Origin of the sequence: Corallococcus sp. AB018 (assembly GCF_003986945.1) — a bacterium.
In the GTDB taxonomy this organism is placed as follows: domain Bacteria; phylum Myxococcota; class Myxococcia; order Myxococcales; family Myxococcaceae; genus Corallococcus; species Corallococcus exiguus.
Window position 1 is genome coordinate 14,795 of the sequence record NZ_RAWR01000127.1, and the last position, 15,546, is coordinate 30,340.

Genomic DNA, 15,546 nt, shown 5'->3' on the forward strand with positions numbered 1-15,546 from the left:
CGAGGAACCTCACAACATGTCCTCGTCGGGCTGCCAGCCGCCCCGGTTCCACATGCGCGGCGCGGCGTTGTCCACCGCCTGGCCGAACATGAAGAACCGCGCCCACATGGGCCCCGTGCCCAGCGACTGGATGCGCACGGTGTGCACGCCCGGCGCGATGTCCTCGCCCAGCGTCACCGGCACGGTGCGCGCGTACCACTTCACGCCCGGGCGGCCCACCGGCATGGCGGGCTCGCGCTCGGAGGCAGGCAGCACCACCGTGCGCTCGGCGCGCGTGACGTGCGGCACCAACACACTTGCGCGGCGCACGGGATTGCCGCCATCCACCGTCACGGATAGCTGGGGCTCGGTCGCGCCCTCCGCCACCGGCGTGTAGACGACCACGTTGAGCGTGACCGCGCCGGGCCCCGTCTTGCGCACCGGCACACGCAGCCCTCCCTGGCTCACCGGATACACCGTGCGCGAGCGCAGACCGCTGCCCGCCGCCGGAGGCCGGTTGAGCAGCGCCGTCAGCCCCGGCGCCGTGGAACGCAGCAGCACCTCATGCTCACCCGGCGGCAGCGGCGGCAGCAGCTCCCTCGCCCGCGTGGAGCGCACGGTGAAGCGGTGCAGCGGCTCGCCGTCGAGCAGCACCTCCACCTCGTTGCCCAGCGCCGCCGCGTCCTTCAGCGACAGGCGCACCTCCGGACGGGTGGGCGTGCGCGCATCGAAGCGCGCCCGCACCGCGCGGCCCGGCTCCAGCACCGTGGACAGCGCCCTCACCATGTCCACCGTGTCCGCCGGTCCGGACTCCAGCACCTCCACCACCGAGGGCGAGCCATACGGGCGCACCACCACCGCGTCGCCCGTCGGCGGAGACCTCTCCTCCTCGGGACCCACGGGCTCCAGGCGCACCTGGCTGAGCAGCTCCATGCGCGCGCCGCCCTGCATCAGCGCGTTCATGTTCGCCGGACGCATCGGGTGCCACGCGCGCTGATCCACGGGCGCGTTGCGCCAGCGCACGCCGGTGAGCGCGTCGTTCGTGTACGGCGTGGACACCGCGATGGGCTGACCGCTGGACAGGAAGCTGTAGAGCTGCACGATGGTCGTGCGCGGCGCCTCCACGCGCAGCTTGCGCGCCCCCATCGGCAGGAACACCCGAGCGCTCGTCGCGCCCGACACCCACGCCGGCAGGTCCGTCACTTCTCCAGAGCCCGCGGAGCCCGCGTCCTGGGCCACCGTCGCCACGGGCGTGCAGGGCAGCGCGCCGCCCGGCAGCGGCACCAGGGCCGCGCTCTCGAACGGCGCGGGCTCCGGCGTCGCGTCCAGCGAGGCCTGTCCCAGGGACTGGCCCTGCGCATCCAGCACCGTGAGGCTCAGGTGCAGCGGCTCGCGCGAGGGCACGCGGTCCAGCGAGCGCGCATCGATGCGCACCAGCCGCCCCACCGCGTCCATGCGCGGATCGATTTCCAGCTCCAGCACCGGGCACGCCGGGCCGGTGGCGAACGCCTCCGTGCGGCGCGTGTCCGGCAGGAAGGCCACGCGGCCCTCCGACGCGACGCCCGGTTGGGAACGCGACTCGGCGGGCAGCAGCCACGACTCGAACGGGCCCTCCACCGTGTAGCGCAGGTCCTCCTGGCCGTCGTTGCGCACCATCACCGTGTGCACGCCCTCCGGCAGCTCCAGCGGATGCGACATGGGCGAACCCGCCACGGGGCCCGGCAGCTCCATCGTGTGGGCCGTGCCGTCCGCGGAGAGCGTCTGCACCGTCACGGGGCCGTGCGGCTGCGCCTTCGTGTCCGTCGCGTCGCTCCACAGCCACAGCACCGGCTTCGCGGGCCCGGTGACGTTGAGGGCCACGGCGCGGCCCGCGCCCAGGCGCTCCTGCACGGACTCGGTGGCCTCCACCAGCGGCAGCCGGTACGGGGTGCGGTAGACGGGTTCAATCTGGTAGTCGGTGCCCGCCTCGCCCTCCGCGTTGAGGCGCTCCCAATGCTCCTCCGCGAGCCAGCGGCGCGTGTCGGCGGAGAGCTTCTCGAAGGGCTCGAAGGTGGCACGCCCGGCGCGCACCTCCGCGCGGGCCTGGGCCAGCTTCTGCGACGCGAGCAGCGGCAGCGTGCGGTGCGCGCGCACGTAGACGCGCGCCAGGAGCGTGTCGTTCGCGCCCGCGGCCCGCAGGTACAGCACGGAGTAGTCCGGCCGCTCCTTGGGCAGGCGAAGCACGAACTCGCGCTCGTCCGTCACCTGTTGATCCGCGTGCGTGGTGAAGGCGCTCTCCGCCAGGAACGTGCCGTCCTCCTGCGGCTGGCCCTTGCTCTGGCGCGTGCGCGTGAAGATGGAGCGCTCCAGCAGGACGCCGTCCGGCCCGCGCAGGATGGCCTTGAGGCCGTACTGGTACTGCTTCTCCGGCGCGTACGGCGAGCCGTCCGGAAGCAGCTCGTGCGTGACGATGAGCAGTTCCTCGGCCTCCGCGGGGACGCGCACGCGCATCTCCCGGCCCGGCTCCAGGCGGTAGAAGATGAGGCGCTCGGCGTTGACGAACTTCGCGTCGCGCCTCGCGGTGGGCGTATCGGTGTTGCCCAGCACGGCGAGGCTCGCGCCCCAGATGAGGGCCAGGCCCACCATCAGTCCAAGGAGCGCCACGAGGGCGCGGCTGCGGGTCTTCATCGACGGGCCTCTTCGCGGGAGACTTCCCCGGTCAGCACCACCGGACGGCGGTGCCGCAGCGCCAGGTCCACCGTGCTCGCGAGCTCCGCGTCACCCGCGGTCAGCTCCGCGCGCTTCGCCGGCGACGGGTGCTGCTGAAGGAAATAGATGGCACGCAGCACCTGCTTGCCCTGCCGCGCTTCCACCAGGAGGAAGGGCAGGCCGTATTCGGCGCTGAAGCCGGACTTCACCTGACGCGTCACATTGCCCACGCGCTTCGTCTCCGCCAGCGCGCGGAGGTCATGCACGTTCTGCTGTGAGACGTAGCGCTCCGCGCTCGCGGTCAGCTCCGCGAAGTGCTGCTTCAGCGCCGCGGACACCGGCTGCGTCGGCGCCACCAGCCGGTCCGCCAGCAGCGCGCGCTCGGGAGACTCGCGCGGCTCCTCGGGCAACAGGCCCGTGATGGCCAGCTCCTCCGCCACGAGCCGGGGGCCCACGAAGGCACCGCGCAGCGGTTCGGACAGCCACAGCGTGGCCAGCCGCGCCCCGCCGAAGGTGCGGGAGAAGACCTGCTGCGGGCTCGCGTCGTTGAGGCCCGTCAGCTCCGGAGAGCCGTCGTGGTAGCGCACGCGCTGCCCCAGCCAGCCCAGCGGGCCCTCTTGCGACAACAGCCGCTCCAGGTCCGCGGGCCGCTGCGCTTCAGTGAGCACCGGGCTGCCCACGTCCACCAGCACGTCCGCTTCCACGGCCGGCCGACCGGAGAAGCCGCGCAGGTGCAGCACCCAGCCCTGTTCCTTCGGCAGCGCGCGGTGCACCGCCTGATGGAACGCCTGGAAGCTCGTGCGCAGCTCACCGAAGGTGGCGGGGTGGGGCATGTCGCCGGAAGCGGTGGCGAACACCAGCGCGGTGGAACGCGACTCGTGCCACAGCTCCGCGGCCACCGGCAGCGTGCCCGCCTCGCGGGCCGGCGACGGCACCTCCAGCGCGAGCGGAGCACCGCCCGGACGCACCATCAGCCCCGCGCCCAGCCGGCCCGGCGTGTCTTCCGCGTCCGTCACCCACCAGCATCCGGTGGACGCACCCGCGCACTCCGTCACCGGATGCACCCGCAGGCCCATCAGCGCCGCCATGGCACCGGCCCAGCGCGAGCGCAGCTCTCGCGGCACGTCCGCCGTCCCACCGCCCAACAGCGGCGAGGCCACCTGCTGCTCCAGCACCAGCAGCTCCGCGTCCGACGGCCGCACCGCTGGCACGCGCGCCACCTCCGGCGTCACCATCAGCGTGCCCAGCGCGTCGCGCTCCGTCATCGGCGCGGCCAGCGCCTGGGCGTGCGCAATCACCAGAGAGGCCAGGTCCGCGGCGCCCGCGCGCAGCACGCTCACCCGCGACTCACCCCAGTTGCCGCCAGGCTCCGGCGGCGGATTCGCGGTCACCGTCGCGCCCGGCCACAGCATGTCCAGGCCCTGCGGCGCCTTGCCGTCCGGCGTGTGCAGCACCACCTGGCCCGGCTTCAGTGACGGATCCACGCGCAGCTGCACCCGCTCCCGTGAGGACAGCGCGTCGTGCGCGTGGCGCAGCGGCGTCTCCGACTGCGCCAGCGCATCACCCAGCACCAGGCCCGCGCGGCGGGAATCCACGCCGCTCACGATGATGGCGCGGCAGTTCACCCGCTCGCACAGGAGCGCTGCGGCCTCGGCGCTCGGCGCCTCCGTCAGGGGACGCGGCACCTCCAGCACCGGCCCCTGCGCACCGGGGACGAGCAGTGACGTGTCCCAGCCCGCCTTGCCGGCGCCCTCCACTCGCTCCACCAGCGCGAAGCGCGCGGGCACGCCGTCCTGCTTGGGCAACTCGCGAAGCTCCAGCCCCAGCGCCACCGCCTTCGTGCGCAGCGCGCTCAAGCCTTCCCCGCGGCCCGACTCCAGCCACGCGTCCAGTCCGTTCCACAGCCCGCTGTATTCGCGCAGGTCGCCGTGCTTCAGCCGCAGCGACTGCCCGCCCACGTCGCTTTCGCGCGCGGTGGCGCGGCCCAGCACCATCAGGCCCAGCGGAGACCGGTCCAGACCCAGCCCGGGCACGTGGTCGCGCGGCGCCTCCGCGGTGAGGGCGGTGGCCGGACGCGGTTCGATGAGCGACAGCCCGAAGCCCGCCAAGCTGCCGATGAGGAAGCCCGCCAGCGACGTGTGCAGCGTGGGCAGCAGCACGCGGGCAATCACCTGCTTCTGCAGCATCTTCACCGCCAGCAGCGTGGGCACCAGGTAGCCGAAGCCGAACAGGTCCGTGACCTTGAGGCCTGGAATCCGGCCGCCCATGGCCCAGCCGATGCCCCACTTCACGAGGAAGCCCAGACAGAAGACGAGCACCGTCTTGCGCGGGCCCTCCAGGTTGAGCGTGCGCAGCCCCGGCACGGACAGCACCGCCTTCGCGGCCACGACCAGGAGCAGCACTTCCGCCAAGGTGGCCACGAGCTTCAACGGCTCCAGCCACGTGAGCGCCAGCAGCGCGGGCACGAGGATGCCGTTGAAGTCCCAGCCGTACTTGAGGTTGAAGCGCGCGGCGAGGAACGCCGTCGTCAGCAGGATGATGTAGGCCTTGGGGCTGGACAGGAAGTCCTGCGCCACGTCCTCGTACATCAGCTCCAGGCTGGAGAAGGACAGGTTGGTGCCGGGCAGCAGCACGAAGCGGAGGATGACGTACGTGAGCGCCACCGGCACCGCCACCTGCCACAGCCCGCGGCGCAGCTTCAGCTTCCAGAAGGCGTTCGCGGTGAGCGGCACCAGCACCAGGCCGATGCTGTGCAGGCTGCGGTCGACGATGAAGGACGTGCCCCACCGCTCGTCCATCCAGTGCCCCAGCACGGGCAGGAGCCACGTCTCGCTGACCGCGCGCACCACCACGCTGGCGAGCACCACGGCGAAGAAGCGGTCGCGGCCGAAGAACTCGCTCCAGGCCCCCGTGCGGGACAGTCCGCTGGAGAACGCCAGCGCCAGGCCGTACGTGAGCAGCGACTCGGCGACGACGGTGCAGCCCGCCTCCGGGTGGATGACGAACACCGAGGCCAGGTAGCCGGGAACCACGAGGCCCACGAACACCCACCCGAGCGTCTCCGTGAGGAGCGCCAGGATGAGCACGCCCACGAGCACCGCCACCAGGATGGAGGTATCGAGGGAGTAGGCCGGGAAGAGTGTCAGGGTCGAAAGGAGCGCCATGGTGGCCGCTCGAATCTAGGGAGGGCGCCGGACCCGACCAGGGTTGCCCCTCTCGGCTGCTGAGAAGCGTCCGCTGTCCAACCGAAACTTCGGGCCTCCAGTGTCGCTGAATGCCCAGCCCCGGACACTGGTATCGGATCCGCGGACGGATCAGCCCTCCTGCTTCACGTGGCGAGCAGCCGCTTGGCACGGCACGTGCGGACGTCTCTCGCGAGACACTTCACGGGCAGTCCTGCGCGACCACGGCAGGGCAGCCCAGGCCGGAACCGCCGAGCGTGCAGGGCACGGTGTCCGCGAGCGCCTGCATGACGGCCTTGGACGACGCGCCGGTGCCGCGCAGCGTGGCGGACTGCTCCAGGTGGACGAAGCGGTCCGTGGCGGCGGCGGCCTCCGCGAAGCAAGCGTCGGAGGCCCCGTTGTCGATGCGGCCCTGCACGTTGCTGGTGCCGCACAGAGTGCGGTGCTTGCCCGAGTCATCCGCCGCGTTGCAGGAGAAGGCCTTCTTGGTGCCCGTCAGGTGGGTGTTGAGCGAGTCGCGCAGGCGGTTGGAGAGCGCATCCGGCCGCGGCGCGCTGGTGCCGTCGCTCACCACGGCGGCCTCGGGACCGTCGCCCGCGTCCATGCCGTGGATGCTGGCGGCGATGGCGTCCGGGTACGTGTCGCGCAGCGCGCGGTGCGCGGCGGTGAAGAAGTTGTTGCCGTAGTGCGCGGCGTCGGAGATGCGCAGGCCCTTCGTGCCGCACACGCTGGTGGTGCCGCTGCACGGGCTGGCGGTGGTGACGGCGCAGCGGTTGCTGCCGGTGATGAGAAGCGCTCGAGCGCCCAGGGTCACCAGCTGCGTGGCCGTCTGACGCAGCGTGCCCTCATCAGAGTCCGCGTGCGGCGCCTCCAGCCACAGGTCGCGCGCGGGGAACAGGTTGATGATGAAGGTGCCGCCGCCGCGCGACAGCAGGCCCTGCTCGCGCACCACCAGCCACCCGCCACCCGTGTCGTTGCGGAAGGTGGACACGCCGTAGCCCATCCCCGCCAGGTCCTGCACCACCCGCGGCGTGGGACCTTCGGTGAGCAGCGTGCGGAACGCGCCCTCGAACGCGGCGAGCTCCGTGCCGCCCGGCTCCTTGAAGCCGCCGCTGTTGGCCGTGGCGATGGGCGCCGTCTGGAGCCACGTCGTCAGGTTGCCCGTCAGGCTGGACAGCGAGCCGAGCGGCGAACACACGCCCGTCGTGGGAGCAGGCGTGCTGACGACCGGCGTCTCGGGCGCGGGCGTCTCCACGGGCGTCACCGTGTCGGTGGGCGTCGGCGTGGTGGGCACCTGGCCCACGTCCTCCACGGGCGCGGTGGGCGAAGTGGGCGTCCCGACGACGGTCCCCGGAGCGGACGTGGAGGGGCTCTCCGCCACGGCATCGCTCGGTCCCGCGACGGCATTGCTGCAAGCGGCTGCGAGAAGCAGGAGGCAGGACAGGGATGCGCGCAGGGGGGGCAAGGACATGGTCCTGTCCCGAACAGCACGCCCTGCGCATGCATTCACACCCCGTCAATCCGGGATGACAGCCGGGGCGGGGCTCGGTTGCCCGTCCGCCCTATGTCACCCGCCCGCTCAGGGCAGGGTCCGCAGCAGTCCCTCCGCGTCGGGTGCGCCCCAGCCGGTGGGGATGTCCCAGCCCGGCCCGGCTTCGTACTGACGGTCGGTGACGCCCACGGTGATGTCGCGGAACGTCTGCTGCACCGCGGGCAGCGTGTAGAGCTGCGAGTTGAGCCAGCCCACCCTCGGCTTCGCCGCGTCCGCGCGCGCGCCGTTCACCACCGTCATGATCCCCGCGAAGATGGGCGAGGAGAACGACGTGCCGGTGTTGGGCGTGGTGACGCCCAGCCACGTGTACCAGTAGCCGGTGTCCGCGTTCAGCGCGACGTCCACCACCGCGCGCTTGGCGGGCATCGGGACCAGGCCCTTCTGCCATTCCGGCGTGGCGAAGGTGCGGGTGATGCCGGAGCCGGAGTAGTACCAGGCCGTCTCGCCCGTCACCGTCATGCCGTTCATCTTCAACTGCGTGCCGCCCACGGCGGTGACGTAGGGGCTGTTGCCCGGGACGTCCACGCCCGCGGAGTCGCCGCTCGCCGCCGCGACGGTGATGCCCAGCGCGGCGGCCATGGTGCTGGCGTGGCTGTAGGCCTCATGCACCGCTTTGGGTTCGGAGTCCTCGCGGTGGGCAAAGGACGTGGTGATGACGCTCACCTCGCCGCGGCCAATGGCCTCGTTGTAGGTGTAGAGCATGGACGTGTTGCGCGCGTCCGGGCCCATGTAGACGAGCACCTCCGCCTTGGGTGCCATCGCCGCGGCCCACTCCACGTCCAGCGTGCCTTCGCGGTAGCGCGTGACGGGCGGCTCCATGGTCTGGATGACCTTGGGGTCCTCGCGCTCGATGCCCCACATCTTCCAGAAGGCGCGCACGTCCTTCCACCGGAAGCTGGCGCCAATCACCACGCCCAGCTTCATGCCCTGGCCCTGGTGGCCCTGCTCATAAAGCGAGTCCACGTTGTACGCGCGCGCCACCTGCTGCGGCGTGAGGCCCCGGCTGACGGGGTTCGGCGGCTCCGTGGACGGCTGTCCGAACTCGCCGGGCAGGGTGCCCGTCTCCGCCGGCAGGTCCAGCGCCACGACGGCGTGGATGCGCTGCTGCACGAACGTGGGGGCCTTGATGGTCTCTACGAGGCCATAGACGTCGTGCGGGTCATTTCCGCCTTGCGGCGACTTGCGCTCCAGCACTCGCAGCGTCACGCCGAACGCCTTGTTGAACTGGCCCACCGTGCCCACGAACTGCACCAGCAGCCGGTTGGTGGCGACGTAGGGCACCTGCATGCCCTCGGACTTCAGCCAGTCCGTGACGACGGTGACGTCCTTCTCCAACGGAGCGTGCTTCGCCATCCACTCGGCGGGCGTCATGTACTGACGGAAGCGGGATCCGCCTGGCTTGTAGATGTCCGCGATGCGCTCCTCGAGCGCGGGCGCGTCGCGGATGGGGAAGGACACGAGCCCGCGGATGAGGTCCGTCACCGGCGCCTCGCCCTGGTCCGTGTAGACGCCCGGCAGGGGGCCCGGGACGCCGTCCGTCGTCGGGATGGGCGTGGGGTCCAACACCTCCGCCTCCGGGTCGGGCGGCGGCGGGTCCACCACCTCTGGCTCCGGCGGTGGCTTGCCGGGCGGGGGCTGTGAGTTTTCGGAGTCGGGAAGGGTGGGCGTGGATTCCACCGGAGTCGGCCCGGGAGGCCGCGGCTTGCCCACGGACGTCAGGCGGTCCGAGTCACGGCAGCCACCCATCCACCCCGCCAGCAGAAGCACACCCGTCAGGATGTATCCGCGCTTCATTGCGCCCCCAGCCCGGAGTGACCCGCCTCGGGTCCCCGGCACCCCAGCCGTCCTCCCCCTGGAAGACGTCGGCCCTTGTGCGCATCGAAGGTGGGAGCGATTGCCCTGCGAGGCAACTGTCGTGGACAGGTAAATCGCGGCTACACTGTTGGTACTTCTTTGCCCATCCCATGCGGCTGCCGACAGCACTCCTGCTCTTCATCCTCTTCCTGCTGCCGTGCGCTGCGCTGGCGCAGGGAGACACGCGCATCACCTTCCTGGGCCGTCAGTTGGAGAAGGGAAGGGATCCGCGTGCGCGCTCACAGGCCGCGCTGGTGTTGGGCGCCACCGAGGATCCCGAAGCGGTGACACCGCTGTGCGGCGGCCTCAAGGACCCGAGCGAGCTGGTGCGCGCGGCGGTGGCCAAGGGATTGGGCGCGCTCCTGGAGCCGAAGGGGCTCGACTGCCTCCAGGCGGTGCAGGGGGAGGCGGACGCCACGGTGCAGGCGGCGGTGGCGGAGTCCATCAAGGTCATCAAGGCGTTCCAGTCGCGCCGGCCGCGCTTCTACCTGTCGCTGGACGCGCTGAAGGACAAGACGGGCAGGGTGCCCGCGGAGCTCGTGAAGGTGACGCAGGAGCGGCTTCGTTCCAAGCTGGTGCGCCGGGGCGCGCAGATGGCGCCGGAGAAGGAGTCGAAGGCCGCGGCGAAGGGCGCGCTCAAGAAGCTGGGCGTGCACGGCTACCGCATCACGGCGGAGATCCAGTCGACGGACAGTGGAGGCCTGCGCCTGCAGCTTCTGTGCATGACGTACCCGGAGCAGTCCCTGATGGGACAGGTGGAAGTGAACGCCGCGGGGGCTCCGCCCGCGGACCTGTTGAAGGCCCTGATCCCCCGAGCCATCGAGGAAGCCGCCGCGACCTTCGAGTGGAGCAGCGAGACATGACGACGACCACGGCCCAGGCCCCGACGACGAAGCGCCGCTGGCGCAACTTCCTGCTCGACGCGCCCTTCCAGCTGAGGCTCACCGCGTACATCGTCGGTGTGTCGTTGGTGATGGCGGCGCTGCTGGGCATCTTCCTGGTGCGCGCGGCGAATTCGCTGTTGCAAGAGACGGCGAAGGCGGTGGACGCCCGCTCGGCGGCGGCGGAGGTGAGCCGCGAGTTGTCCGGAGCCACGCTCTCCAACGAGCTGATGGTCCACATGAACGACCCGGCGTTCGAGAAGCAGTTCCGCGAGCAGGCGCAGTCCATCGACGCCAAGTACGACGCGGAGCGCGCGGCCATCGTCACGCAGCGCGCGGAGCTGGAGCGCCATCAGCAGCTGACGTGGTGGGTGCTGGGCGGCTGCCTGGTGTCGTTCATCGCGGTGGTGGCGCTGGCGACCATCGTGGTGACGCACCGGATGGTGGGCCCGCTCTTCCGCATCAAGCGCATGATGCGCGAAGTGGCGGAAGGCCACCTGAACCCGCCGCAGCACGGCCTGCGCGAAGGCGACGAACTGCAGGATGTCTTCGAGGTCGCGCGGGACATGACCCAGCGGCTGCGCGCGCAGCAGACCGAGGACGCGCGCGCGCTGTCGGAGGCCCTGGCGCAGGCGAAGACGAGCGGCGCCACGGGCCCCTGGGTGGACGAACTGACCGCCCTGGAGACGCGCTACCGCGAGCGGCTGGCGCGGTAGGGCAGGGCGGCTTGGCGACACCGCGCCGGGGGCTCACACCCGCGCGGTGTCCGCGGTGAGCCCCATCTGCAAGAGCTCCGAGTGCAGCAGCAGCCGCGCCTGCGCCCACGGCAGCGCGACGACTCGGTAGCCCGCGAGCGCCTGGAGCAGCAGCGGCCGGTAGCTCGCGTGTCCTGGGTCCGCCACCACGACGATGCCCCGGTCCGTGGTGGAGCGGATGAGCCGCCCGACGCCCTGGCGCAGGAGCAGCAGCGCGCGCGGCAGCCGGTACTGGAGGAAGCCCAGGTACTCGTTGCCCGCCTTCGCCAGCGGCTCCTCGCGCGCGGCCACCAGCGGCCGTGACGCCGGCTCCAGGGGCAGCTTGTCGATGAAGACACACCCCACGCCGCGGCCGGGGATGTCCACGCCCTGCCAGAAGCTCTTGGTGCCCAGCAGCACCGTGCCCGTGTCGCGCTCCTGCCGCGCCGCCAGCGAACGGCCGTGCCCGCGCGACTGGCGCAGCACCTCGATGCCGTGCGGCTCCAGCCGCGCCTGCACCTCGCGCGCGACGCGCTCCAGCCGCCGCGTGGAGGCGAACAGGCCCAGCACCCGGCCGCCCATCACCTGCGCCAGGCCGGAGATGCGCCCCGAGGCCCAGTCGATGAACGGCTCCTCGTGCGCGCGCGGCGCGTCCGTCACCAGCACCACCAGCGCCTGCTGTCCCAGATGGAACGGCGACGGTGCGCGCAAGATGGGCGGCCTCAGTCCCAGCCGCTTCAGCACGAAGGGAACAGGGTCACCCGTGCCCAGCGTGGCGGACGCCATCACCAGCGCGCGCTTGTTCGCGGCGAAGTCCTTCGCCACGGACTCGGACACGTCCACCGGCTGCGCGCCCACGCTCCAACGCGTCTTGCGAGGCTCCGCCCGCGCCGCGTAGCAGCGCTTCGCATCCGGCTCTCCAGCCAGCTCGCCCGCGAGCACCGACAGCTCGCCCAGCTCCGTGGTGGCGCCGGCCAGCTCCCGCTCCAGCGAAGGCTGCTTCACCGCCAGCTCCGGCAGCGCCGCCAGCACCCGCACCGACAGCAGCGTGTGTACCCGTTGCAGCGCCGTGCGCACCGCCACCAGGCCCTCTCGCACGGGCTCCCAGGCGGGCAGGGCGCGCACCGCGTCCGTCACCCGCAGCTCCGGCGCGTAGGCCGCGTCGTCCGCGTCTTCGCCGGGCATCGCCGCCGCGGGCTCGCACAGGGCCGTCACCTGTTCGCCCAGCAGGCGCGCCTCCTGGAGCAGGGTGCGCAGGGCGTCGTCCACCTCGGACATCAGCACGCGGGACTCGTCCCGGCGAGTGGCCGCGAGCGCGCGGCGCAACTCCGCGAAGAGGCCCCGGCGCCCGTCGCGTCCGTGCAGCCGCTCCGTGAGGCGCAGGAAGGCCAGGTCGGACAGCTCCACCGTGAGCGCGGTGGTGGCCACGTCCTCCAGCTCGTGCGCCTCGTCCAGCACCAGGTGGTCCAGTCGCCCGTAGCGCGCGGGCCACGCGAACGCGAGCGACTGGTTGATGACCAGCACGTCCGCCTCGCGCGCCTGCGCCACCGCCGAGTGGTAGAAGCACTTGTGGTGATGCGGGCACCGCTCGCCCAGCGTCGTCGCCGCCTCGGAGCGCACCGCCGGCACCAGCCCGTGCATGCCCGGGAAGCGCTCGCGGAACCAGTGGCTCAGCCGGTCCAGGTCCCCGTCCACGCTGCGGCGCATGTACGCGCGCACGTAGGCCCGGGGCGCCCGCGCGGAGTGGTTCATCCCCGGCTCCACGCGCGTGGCCTCCAGCGCGCGTCGGCGGCACAGGTAGTTCGTCTGGCCCTTGAGCAGCGCGTAGCCGAACGCGCCGCCGGTGGCCTGGTGCAGCCGGGGCAGGTCCTTCTCCAGGAGCTGGTCCTGGAGCGTCTTCGTGTGCGGCGCCACGCCCACCTTCAGCCCGTTGCGCGAGGCGAACAGCGCCGCGGGCGTGAGGTACGCCAGCGACTTGCCCGTGCCCGTGCCGGCCTCCACCGCCACCTGCCCGCCGTCCGACAGCGTGCGCGCCACCGCCTGCGCCATCTCCAGCTGCGCGGGCCGGGACAGGAACCCGCCGCCCCGCTCCAGCGCGCCGCCGGGCCCCAGCACCTGGGCCACTTCCTCCGGCCGCACCGGCAGCGGCGTCGCGTCCAGCTCCGGCTCCGGGGGAGGCCTGCCACCATTCACGCGCTTGCGCTCCGGCCGCGCGCGCAGGAAGCCGCCCGTCGTCTCCAGGTTCAGCGGCGTTGGCGTGGCCCGGCATGCGTCCCACAGCCGCGAGAGCAGCTCCAGCAGCGGGCGCGCCTCCGCGTCCATCGCCAGGTCGCGAGCGTCCTCATCCGACAGGGTATCCAGCAGCGGCGTGGGCCCCAGCGACGCGCGGGCCCTGGGGTCCATCGTGGACAGCAGGTCCGCCACGTCCTCCGCGCGCCCGTCGCGCACGCAGCCATCCAGCGCGTGCACCAGCACCGCGTGCACCGCCACGCAGTCATGCAGCGCCCGGTGCGGCTGCTGTGAGCCCAGCTTCGCCCACCGCATCAGCGACTCCAGCGAGTGGCTGGGCAGCTCCGGGTGCAGGTAGTGCATGAGCTCGCACGAGTCGAGTACCGGCACGCCGCCGAGCACGTCCGGCAGGAAGCCCTTCTCGAACGGGGCGTTGTGCGCCACCACCGTCCAGCCCTTGAGCCGCTCCCGCAGCTGGGCGCGCTCCGCGTCGAAGCGGGGCTGTCCTGCGAGCTGCGCGTCGGACAGGCCGGTGAGCCGACGGATGGTGAGGTTCAGCGGGCGCGAGGCCGAATACAGCTGGGAGAAGCGGTCCACCTCCCGGCCGTGCTCGAAGAAGAGGCACCCGACTTCGATGACCTCATCCACGCGGGGGTCGAGCCCCGTCGTTTCGAGGTCCAGGAAGACGTGCCGGGTGAAGAGCTCCGAGCTGCCCATGCAGGCCCGCGAGACTACCCGCCCGGGCGGACATCGCCAGTTAACGGAGCGGGGCGCTACTGCACGAAGAAGCGGCCAGTGGTCTCTCCCGTCGGGCACCCGTAATGGAGCATCCCGGACTGACGGGGCGTGAAGGCAATCTCCACCAGCGGGTGGGGCGAACGGACGGAGGAGTCCGAGGACTTCAGTCCACCACGAACGTACCGGCGATCATCTTCCCCATCGCGCAGCCGTACCTCAGCGTCCCGGACTGGTTGGGCGTGAAGGTGATGTCCACCGGCGTGTTCAGGGGCAGCTTCGTGTCGATTTTGTACTCGTCCATCACGAGCTCGGTGGCGCACGTCAGGTCCGTCCTGCGCGTCACCACCAGCTTCACCGGCTCGCCCTTCTTGAGCTGCACCGGCGAGGGCTCATAGCCCTTCTCCGTGACGGCCAGCTCCACCACGTGCACGCCGTTCTCCCGCCGTCCCACCTCCTGCGCGGCGGGCGTGCCCGGCTCCTTCGCGGAGGACTCCTTCGTGCACGCCTGCTGTGACGCTCCCGCGAGGACCGCCGCCGCGGTGAGCGCGAGCCAGGGCTTGATGATGCGGGAGAAGAAGGGGCGCATGGATGGAGTCTCCAGGGGGAGGAAGGACACGGGCGGCCCGCCACTGAAGGCAGGGCCGCCCGGAAGTAACGACACCGCGAGCCGCTTTCAGCCCTCGGCGTCGGGCTCTGAACCGGCCTCGTCGTCGGAAGCATCCTCGGGGGGGGCCGGGGGCGCTTCGAAGCGCAGGAGCGCGTGCAGCGGGACGAACAGCTCGTGCCCGGGCTCGCCCAGCAGCACGTCGAAGCGGCCCACGCGCAACAGCGGCGCCTCCACCGTGATGCCGTTGCGCAGCACCAGCTTCACCGTCTGCCCGATGTGCGGCAGGAACGGCCGGGGGTCCGAGTAGGGGCGCTTGTCCGGCTGCCGCGCCACCTGCGCCGGCTTCTGCGTGAGCTTCGCGTCGCGCTCCAGGGTCGGCATCAGCCGCTCCCAGTCACCCCTGCGCGCGATGAGCACCACCTGGAGCTTCTCCAGACGGCCCGTGCGCTCGAAGGTGAAGGCGATGGCCTCCTCCGCCAGCAGCGTGTCCAACAGCGACCGCTCCGCCAGCACCACGGACAGCTCGGTCTTCTGCTCGATGAAGGCGCCCAGGAAGTCCGCGACGAGCGCGTTGTCCACCTGGCCGCGCGCCTGCTTGATGGCCGCCTTGCGCTGGCTGCGCTCCTTGCGTGCCATGAACTCCTGCACGGTGAGGCCGCTCTGGAGGATGCCGAACGCGTCGCCCAGCGACAGGCCCGGCGTCTGGCCCATCAGCTCGTAGACCTGGTCGAAGCGCTTCGCCTCCTCGGCGTGCAGCTTGCGCCAGATGCGCGCCTTCATCTTCCCTTCCAGCTCACCCTTGGCGATGCGCGCCGGCACGTGCTCGCGCGTGGCCAGCGCCAGGATCTGCTCCGGCGTGGGCGGCGGGCGCGGGGGGCCGGGGCGCGGCGCGAAGCGGCCCGGAGGCCCACCCGCGCGAGGGGGCCCACCCATCCCGGGACCCCGGGGAGGCGGACGTGACGCGGCCCCCGGCGTGAAGCCCGGTGCCGGCGGACCGGATGGCCGGGGCGGCGCCGAGGGAGCCGCCGTCGCCGTGCCTGCCTCGCCCGCCGGGCCCGGAGCCGGGCGGGGAGGGGGAGCGGACGGCGCCACGGACGGCCGA

The 15,546-nt window shown here is 72.1% G+C and carries 9 protein-coding genes; 2 read left to right on the forward strand and 7 right to left on the reverse strand.

The annotated features are described in order from the left end of the window. Positions 1–9: 9 nt before the first annotated feature. The 4 genes from D7Y11_RS25215 to D7Y11_RS25230 form a co-directional block, all read right to left on the reverse strand. A complete protein-coding gene (locus D7Y11_RS25215) occupies positions 10–2,646 on the reverse strand; it encodes a hypothetical protein (protein ID WP_126934976.1) in 2,637 nt (878 codons plus the stop codon). Beyond that, entirely contained in the window at positions 2,643–5,831 is a 3,189-nt protein-coding gene (locus D7Y11_RS25220; RefSeq protein ID WP_126934977.1) for a poly-gamma-glutamate biosynthesis protein PgsC/CapC, read from the reverse strand. The genes D7Y11_RS25215 and D7Y11_RS25220 overlap by 4 nt, the downstream gene beginning before the upstream one ends. A 220-nt stretch (positions 5,832–6,051) precedes the next feature. Next, positions 6,052–7,320, reverse strand: a complete 1,269-nt coding sequence (locus D7Y11_RS25225; RefSeq protein ID WP_120578070.1) for a hypothetical protein — start codon at positions 7,318–7,320, stop codon at positions 6,052–6,054. A gap of 108 nt (positions 7,321–7,428) precedes the next feature. After that, positions 7,429–9,195 carry a protease pro-enzyme activation domain-containing protein gene (locus D7Y11_RS25230; protein WP_126934978.1) on the reverse strand — a complete coding sequence of 589 codons (1,767 nt, stop codon included), beginning with the start codon at positions 9,193–9,195 and terminating at the stop codon, positions 7,429–7,431. Positions 9,196–9,365: 170 nt separating this feature from the next. Here D7Y11_RS25230 and D7Y11_RS25235 point away from each other — a divergent pair, with 170 nt between their 5' ends. Next, positions 9,366–10,118, forward strand: a complete 753-nt coding sequence (locus D7Y11_RS25235; protein ID WP_121756032.1) for a HEAT repeat domain-containing protein — start codon at positions 9,366–9,368, stop codon at positions 10,116–10,118. Next, positions 10,115–10,852, forward strand: a complete 738-nt coding sequence (locus D7Y11_RS25240) for a HAMP domain-containing protein (RefSeq protein ID WP_126934979.1) — start codon at positions 10,115–10,117, stop codon at positions 10,850–10,852. Before D7Y11_RS25235 ends, D7Y11_RS25240 begins: the two co-directional genes overlap by 4 nt. A 33-nt stretch (positions 10,853–10,885) precedes the next feature. Here the strand turns inward: D7Y11_RS25240 and D7Y11_RS25245 are convergent, their stop codons facing one another. The 3 genes from D7Y11_RS25245 to D7Y11_RS25255 form a co-directional block, all read right to left on the reverse strand. Further along, on the reverse strand, positions 10,886–13,816 hold the full coding sequence (locus D7Y11_RS25245) for a helicase C-terminal domain-containing protein (RefSeq protein ID WP_126934980.1): 2,931 nt from the start codon (positions 13,814–13,816) through the stop codon (positions 10,886–10,888). A 184-nt stretch (positions 13,817–14,000) separates the two neighbouring features. After that, entirely contained in the window at positions 14,001–14,423 is a 423-nt protein-coding gene (locus tag D7Y11_RS25250) for a cupredoxin domain-containing protein (RefSeq protein WP_121756034.1), read from the reverse strand. 87 nt (positions 14,424–14,510) lie between these two features. Next, entirely contained in the window at positions 14,511–15,377 is an 867-nt protein-coding gene (locus D7Y11_RS25255) for a hypothetical protein (protein WP_261778354.1), read from the reverse strand. Between the last annotated feature and the right edge of the window lie 169 nt (positions 15,378–15,546).

Bases quoted from the DNA above. Each gene is read 5' to 3' on its own strand.
- D7Y11_RS25250 (WP_121756034.1), bottom strand. From the start codon at position 14,423: ATGCGCCCCTTCTTCTCCCGCATCATCAAGCCCTGGCTCGCGCTCACC.
- D7Y11_RS25235 (WP_121756032.1), top strand. From the start codon at position 9,366: ATGCGGCTGCCGACAGCACTCCTGCTCTTCATCCTCTTCCTGCTGCCG.
- D7Y11_RS25220 (WP_126934977.1), bottom strand. From the start codon at position 5,831: ATGGCGCTCCTTTCGACCCTGACACTCTTCCCGGCCTACTCCCTCGAT.
- D7Y11_RS25240 (WP_126934979.1), top strand. From the start codon at position 10,115: ATGACGACGACCACGGCCCAGGCCCCGACGACGAAGCGCCGCTGGCGC.
- D7Y11_RS25225 (WP_120578070.1), bottom strand. From the start codon at position 7,320: ATGTCCTTGCCCCCCCTGCGCGCATCCCTGTCCTGCCTCCTGCTTCTC.
- D7Y11_RS25215 (WP_126934976.1), bottom strand. From the start codon at position 2,646: ATGAAGACCCGCAGCCGCGCCCTCGTGGCGCTCCTTGGACTGATGGTG.
- D7Y11_RS25245 (WP_126934980.1), bottom strand. From the start codon at position 13,816: ATGGGCAGCTCGGAGCTCTTCACCCGGCACGTCTTCCTGGACCTCGAA.
- D7Y11_RS25230 (WP_126934978.1), bottom strand. From the start codon at position 9,195: ATGAAGCGCGGATACATCCTGACGGGTGTGCTTCTGCTGGCGGGGTGG.
- D7Y11_RS25255 (WP_261778354.1), bottom strand. From the start codon at position 15,377: ATGGGTGGGCCCCCTCGCGCGGGTGGGCCTCCGGGCCGCTTCGCGCCG.